Origin of the sequence: Streptomyces sp. (assembly GCF_031181705.1) — a bacterium.
Classification (GTDB): Bacteria; Actinomycetota; Actinomycetes; order Streptomycetales; family Streptomycetaceae; genus Streptomyces.
In genome coordinates this window covers 10959-17238 of record NZ_JAPSKN010000121.1, presented here as the reverse complement: position 1 = coordinate 17238, position 6280 = coordinate 10959, and the positions used below count along the sequence as shown (strand labels likewise).

Below are 6280 nucleotides of genomic sequence, written 5' to 3'. Positions count from 1 at the left end.
GTGCACCGGAAGGACCCGAAGCATGAGCACGCAGACGTCCGGCCTGGCGATCGAGACCGCAGGGCTGGTGAAGACCTTCGGCGAGACGAGGGCCGTCGACGGAGTCGACCTGGCCGTGCCCGCGGGCACGGTCTACGGCGTCCTCGGCCCGAACGGCGCCGGCAAGACCACCACCGTGAAGATGCTCGCCACGCTCCTGCGGCCGGACGGCGGTCAGGCGCACGTCTTCGGGCACGACGTGGTCCGCGAGGCCGACGAGGTGCGCGGCCGGGTGAGCCTCACCGGCCAGTACGCGTCGGTCGACGAGGACCTCACCGGCACGGAGAACCTGGTCCTGCTGGGCCGGCTGCTCGGCCACCACAAGAAGGCCGCCCGCGACCGGGCCGCGCAGCTCCTCGAGGCCTTCGGGCTCACGGAGGCGGCGGGCAGGCAGGTCAAGCAGTACTCGGGCGGCATGCGGCGCCGGATCGACATCGCCGCGTCCATCCTCAACACCCCCGACCTGCTGTTCCTGGACGAGCCGACGACCGGCCTGGACCCGCGCAGCCGCAACCAGGTGTGGGAGATCGTGCGGGCCGTGGTCGCCCAGGGCACCACCGTGCTGCTGACCACGCAGTACCTGGACGAGGCGGACCAGCTCGCGTCCCGGATCGCCGTCATCGACCGCGGCCGGGTGATCGCCGAGGGCACCAAGGGCGAGCTGAAGTCGTCGGTCGGCGCCGGATCGGTCCATCTGCGGCTGCGCGACGCCGACCGGCGGCCCCTCGCGGCCGACCTGCTGCGCCGTACGCTCGACGCGCGGGTGCAGCTGGAGCCCGACCCGGTGGCCCTGACCGCCCGCCTCGGCACGGCGGCCGGCGACGACTCGGCCGCCGAGCAGGCCGCCCGCGCGCTGAGCGAGCTGGCCCGGGCCGGGATCACCGTGGACAACTTCTCCCTCGGCCAGCCCAGCCTGGACGAGGTGTTCCTCGCCCTCACCGGGCACGACACGCACGACTCCCCGGACCACTCCACCGACCGGAAGGACGAGGTGGCGGCATGAGCACCGCGACGACCGCCGAGAGCAAGGAACTCGCCCCCGTCAGCACCGAGTCCCTCGCCGCGCTGCTCATCGCCAAGGAGCGGCCGCCGCGGCCCAGCGCCTGGTCGGCGTCGATGACCTTCGGCTGGCGGGCGATCCTGAAGATCAAGCACGTGCCGGAGCAGCTGTTCGACGTCACGGCGTTCCCGATCATGATGGTGCTGATGTACACGTACCTGTTCGGCGGGGCGCTGGCCGGCTCGCCGAAGGAGTACATCCAGTTCCTGCTGCCGGGCATCCTCGTGATGTCGGTCGTGATGATCACGATGTACACGGGCGTCTCGGTGAACACCGACATCGAGAAGGGCGTCTTCGACCGGTTCCGCAGCCTGCCGATCTGGCGGCCGTCGACGATGGTCGGCTATCTGCTGGGCGACGCCCTGCGATACACGATCGCGTCGGTGGTGATGCTGACCGTCGGCATGATTCTCGGCTACCGGGCGGACGGCGGGGTCGGGGGAGTGCTCGCCGGGATCGCGCTGCTGGTGCTGTTCTCGTTCGCCTTCTCGTGGATCTGGACGATGTTCGGGCTGCTGCTGCGCACCGAGAAGTCGGTGATGGGCGTCAGCATGATGGTGATCTTCCCGCTCACCTTCCTGTCCAACGTCTTCGTCGACCCGAAGACCATGCCGGGCTGGCTGCAGGCGTTCGTCAACAACAGCCCCGTCACGCACCTGGCGTCGGCGGTGCGCGGTCTGATGGCCGGCGACTGGCCGGCCGCCGAGGTCGCCTGGACGCTGGGCTGGGCCGGACTGTTCGTGCTGGTCTTCGGGCCGGTGACGATGCGGCTGTACAACCGCAAGTAGCGCCGACGCACGTGGCCGGCCCCCGCGCACGAGGTGAGTGCGCGGGGGCCGGTCGGGTGTCCGCCCGGGGCGGCGGGCGCCGTCAGTCGCGGTGGAAGGGCCGGATGTCGGGCGCGACCCGCGTCTCCGGTGTCTTGCGGACGATGGTGATCAGGCGGTCGGCGAGCTCCAGCGTCCCCACCGCCGGGTCGTCGTAGCCGAGGACCCGGTGCCCGCGTATGACGCTGACGACCAGGTCGGCGACCTCGCGCGGCTTTTTGCCCACCTCCGCCTTGACGACCGGACGCTCGATGATGTCGAGCCCGCTGCCCTGGTGGATCAGGTCCTCCATCACCATGCCCGCGGAGGGACTGAGCACGGAGAGGCCGAGCAGCCGGCCGGCGGCGCTCGCGCTGGTGATGACGGCGTCGGCGCCGGACTGCTTGAGCAGCGGCGCGTTCTCCTCCTCGCGCACCGCGGCCACGATCTTCGCCCCCCGGTTGAGCTGCCGGGCCGTCAGCGCCACCAGCACCGCCGTGTCGTCGCGCTGCGTGGCGATGATGATCTGGCGGGCCTTGTGCACCTCGGCCCGCTTCAGCACCTCGCTGCGGGTCGCGTCCCCGACGATGCCCGCGTAGCCCTCGGCGGTCGCCGCGTCTATCACCTTGGAACTGGGGTCGACCACGACGACCTGTTCCTTCTTCAGTCCCGTCGCGCAGACGGTCCGGATCGCCGACCGGCCCTTGGTGCCGAAGCCGATGACGACGGTGTGATCGCGCAAGGTGGACCTCCAGCGGGTCAGCCGCCACTCCTCCCGGGTGCGCTCGGTGAGGGCTTCGAGGGTGGTACCGACCAGGATGATCAGGAACAGCACGCGCAGGGGCGTGACGACGAGGATGTTCGTGAGCCGGGCGCTTTCGCTGGCCGGCGTGATGTCACCGTAGCCGGTGGTGGAGAGGGTGACCGTCGCGTAGTAGAACGCGTCGAGGAGGCTGACGCCTCCGCCCGCGTTGTCGTTGTAGCCGCTGCGGTCGGCGTAGACGATCAGCGCGGTCACGACGAGGACCAGCAGGGCGATGGAGAGCCGTTTGGCGACCTGGCGGAACGGGTGCTCCACCACTTTCCTCGGGAGCGACACCCGGTGGGTCACCAGGTGCTCGTCGGCCTGGCGGGCGATCACGTCCTGGCCCGGAAGTTTCACGTGAAACACACCCCGATTCCTGCGGACGCCCAGGGCAGGTCGAGCAGTTCCGCCTCCTGCCCGGGGCGTGCGCCGCCGGGCGGTACGACGGCCAGCGCGTCGGCCGCGGCGATGCCGCGCAGCATGGCCGGGCCGTTGTAGTGCAGCGGCACGGCGTGGTCGCCGCGCAGGGCCACGGGGACGAGCCGTGTGTCGTGCGGGTGCCCCTGGACGCCGTCCCGGAGCGCCAGGGTGTACGCCTCCGGGGCCGGGCGCGCGGCGAGGATCCGCAGCAGCGGCTCGGCGAGCGTCAGCAGCCCGGAGACGGCGGCGAGCGGATTGCCCGGCAGGCCGACCAGGTGCTGGGTCTCCGTGGTGCGCGCCAGCAGCATGGGGTGGCCGGGGCGGACTTTGACGCCGTCGACGAGGAGCTCGGCCCCGAGCCGGCGCAGCGTGGGGTGGACATGGTCGACGGGTCCCGCCGCGGTGCCGCCGGTGGTGACGACGATGTCCGCCTCGGAGGTGCCGATCGCCTCGTGCAGGGCGTCGGCGTCGTCGCCGACCCGCCGTACGGCGGTGACCTCGGCGCCGAGCGCCCGGAGCCAGGGCGGCAGCATCGGGCCGAGGGCGTCCCGGATCAGCCCGTCGTGCGGCAGTCCTTCGGTGAGCAGTTCGTCGCCGAGGACGAGGACGTCGGCCCGGGGGCGCGGAACGGCGGTGACGGTGTCGTACCCGGCCGCCGCGGCGAGCCCGAGCACGGCCGGGGTGACGAGGGTGCCGACGGGCAGGAGCTGGTCGCCGGTGCGGCATTCCTGGCCGCGCGGGCGGATGTCCTGGCCGGTCGTGACGTCCCGGGTCGCGTAGAGGCGGCCCTTGTCGTCGGTCCGGCCGTGCTCGGTGCGCAGGACGGCGCTGGTGTCCTGGGGGATGCGGGCGCCGGTGGCGATGGGAACGGCCTCGCCGTCGGTGAGACGCGCCGGCCCGGCGTGCCCGGCCAGGACGCCCTCGTCCCGTACGGCCCAGGGGGCGGGGCCGGCGACCGCCCAGCCGTCCATCGCGGAGGTGTCGAAGGAGGGGAGGTCGGTGAGGGCGTCGAGCGGGACGGCCAGGGTGAGGCCGAGGGCGGCGCCCAGCGGCACGGAGACGGGGGCGCGGCGAGCGGCCCGCACGGCGTCGCGCGCGGCCCGTTCGGCGACGGCCCGGGCCTGCGGCCACGGGGTCGCGCGGTGCCGGCCGGCGGGGGCGGGGGTGTCCTGACGGTCGGGGGCGTGGGTTCCGTCCGTCGCGCCCCGGGCGGCGGGACGGGACGCGTAGGGGCCGTTGCTGTCGTTCACGAGGGCGAGCACCTCCTCGACGTCGAGGTCCTCGGCGTCCTCACCGGTGCGGCTGCCGGGCGGCGTCATCCGGCGTCCGGCCGGGTGTCGGGGGTGGCGTCGGGGGCGACGTCGGCCCGGGTGGCGGCGGGGTCGGACGGCGCGGCTGAGGAGGTGCTCTCCTCGGCCCAGCGCGCCGCGAGGGCCGCGGCCTTGCGGGCGGCCTCGGCGACCGCCTCGGGGCCGCCGCCCGCCCGTGCGGCCGCGTAGCCGACGAGGAAGGTGGTCAGCGGCGCCGCGGGCCTGGCCACTGAGTGCGCGGCGTCGCGGGCGAGGTCGAGCAGGCCGCGGGTGTCGACGTCGAGGTCGATGCCCAGTTCGTCCCTGACGGCGGTGATCCATTCATCCAACACGTGCCCATGCTCCCTGATACGTGCCCTGGCGGTGGCGATGTCGTCCCAGGTGTCGCAGTCGAAGGACGCGACGGGATCGGCGATGCGGGTGAGGTGCAGCCCGGCGACCAGGCGCCGCAGCGGCAGACCGTGCGGCGAGCCGTGCCGGGCGGTGAGGAGCGCGAGCGTCTCGCGCAGGCGCGGCGCACGGTACGCGGCCACGAGCGGCTGGTCGCGGCCGTCGGGGTCGGTCAGCAGCACGCCGTCGGCGCCGCTCGCGCGCAGCGTGTCCAGGAGCCGGCCGACGGTCGTCGCGTCGAGGAACGGCAGGTCGGCGGAGACCACCACGACGTGCTCGGCGGAGGTGTGCCGCAGTCCGGCGTCGAGCGCGGCGAGCGGGCCGCCGCCGGGCGGGTCCTCACGGGCCCAGGTCACGGGACGCGCGGTCGGCCGGGGCGCGGCGACCACGACGGTGGCGGCGGCGCCCGCGCACGCCGCCAGCACGCGGTCGAGCAGGGGCCGCCCGCCCACGCGCACACCGGGTTTGTCCGCGCCGCCGAGGCGCCGTGCGGCACCGCCGGCGAGCACGACGGCGTCGTACGCGACGGGGTCGCCCCGCCGCTCGGGGCCGGTCGCGGCGCCGGGTTCTCCGGGGGGCTGGTGTGCGCTCACCCCCCGAGTATGCGTGCCCCCGCGATCACACGGAACGCGGGGGAAGCGACGCGCTCACGAGCGGCAGCTCGCGGACGGAACAGGAATCACAGCGTCCGCAGCAGCACCGCCGGTTGTTCCACGCAGTCCGCCACGTACCGCAGGAAACCGCCCGCCACGCCGCCGTCGCACACCCGGTGGTCGAAGGTGAGCGACAGCTGCACGACCTGGCGCACCGCCAGCTCGCCCTCGTGCACCCACGGCTTGGGGACGATGCGGCCGACGCCGAGCATGGCTGCCTCGGGGTGATTGATGATCGGGGTGGAGCCGTCGACGCCGAAGACGCCGTAGTTGTTCAGCGTGAACGTCCCGCCGGTGAGGTCCGCCGGGGTCAGCGTCCCGGCCCGGCCCGCCTCGGTCAGCCGGGCGAACTCCGCGGTCAGCGACTCGGCGTCGCGCGCGTGCGCGTCCCGTACGACCGGGACGACCAGCCCGCGGTCGGTCTGCGCCGCGAAGCCCAGGTGCACGTGGTCGAACCGGACGATCTCCCGGGCCTCCGTGTCGACCGTCGAGTTGAGCTCCGGGAAACGGGCAAGGCCGGCGGTGCAGATCCGGGCCAGCAGGGCCAGGAGGGAGATCTTCGGTCCCCCGGCCGCGTTCATGGCCGTGCGAGCCCGCATCAGCTCCGTGGCGTCGGCGTCCACCCAGCAGGTCGCGTCCGGGATCTCCCGGCGGCTGCGCGCCAGCTTGTCGGCGACGGCACCGCGGACGCCCTTGAGGGGCGTGCGGATCTCGCCGGGGGCCGCGGTCGCGGAGGACCGGATCGCGGGGGACTGGATCGCGGAGGACCGGATCGCGGGGGACTGGATCGCGGAGGA

General features: G+C 73.8%; 6 protein-coding genes. 2 read left to right on the top strand and 4 right to left on the bottom strand.

Annotation, left to right across the window (positions count from 1 at the left end; all coding sequences use genetic code 11):
- Positions 1-22 precede the first annotated feature (22 nt).
- Together RIN80_RS20925 and RIN80_RS20920 are read left to right on the top strand one after the other, a co-directional pair.
- Positions 23-1042: an ATP-binding cassette domain-containing protein gene (locus RIN80_RS20925; protein ID WP_309097158.1), complete on the top strand. Its 1020-nt coding sequence runs from the start codon at positions 23-25 to the stop codon at positions 1040-1042.
- On the top strand, positions 1039-1887 hold the full coding sequence (locus RIN80_RS20920) for an ABC transporter permease (protein ID WP_309097157.1): 849 nt from the start codon (positions 1039-1041) through the stop codon (positions 1885-1887). The genes RIN80_RS20925 and RIN80_RS20920 overlap by 4 nt, the downstream gene beginning before the upstream one ends.
- Positions 1888-1969: 82 nt before the next feature.
- Here the strand turns inward: RIN80_RS20920 and RIN80_RS20915 are convergent, their stop codons facing one another.
- The 4 genes from RIN80_RS20915 to RIN80_RS20900 all read right to left on the bottom strand — a co-directional run.
- Positions 1970-3067: a potassium channel family protein gene (locus RIN80_RS20915; RefSeq protein ID WP_309097156.1), complete on the bottom strand. Its 1098-nt coding sequence runs from the start codon at positions 3065-3067 to the stop codon at positions 1970-1972.
- Entirely contained in the window at positions 3064-4449 is a 1386-nt protein-coding gene (locus RIN80_RS20910; RefSeq protein WP_309097155.1) for a molybdopterin molybdotransferase MoeA, read from the bottom strand. The genes RIN80_RS20915 and RIN80_RS20910 overlap by 4 nt, the downstream gene beginning before the upstream one ends.
- Entirely contained in the window at positions 4446-5423 is a 978-nt protein-coding gene (locus RIN80_RS20905) for an NTP transferase domain-containing protein (RefSeq protein WP_309097154.1), read from the bottom strand. Before RIN80_RS20905 ends, RIN80_RS20910 begins: the two co-directional genes overlap by 4 nt.
- Positions 5424-5509: 86 nt before the next feature.
- Positions 5510-6280: dihydrolipoamide acetyltransferase family protein (locus RIN80_RS20900; RefSeq protein WP_309097153.1), on the bottom strand; the 771-nt coding region annotated here is incomplete at its 5' end.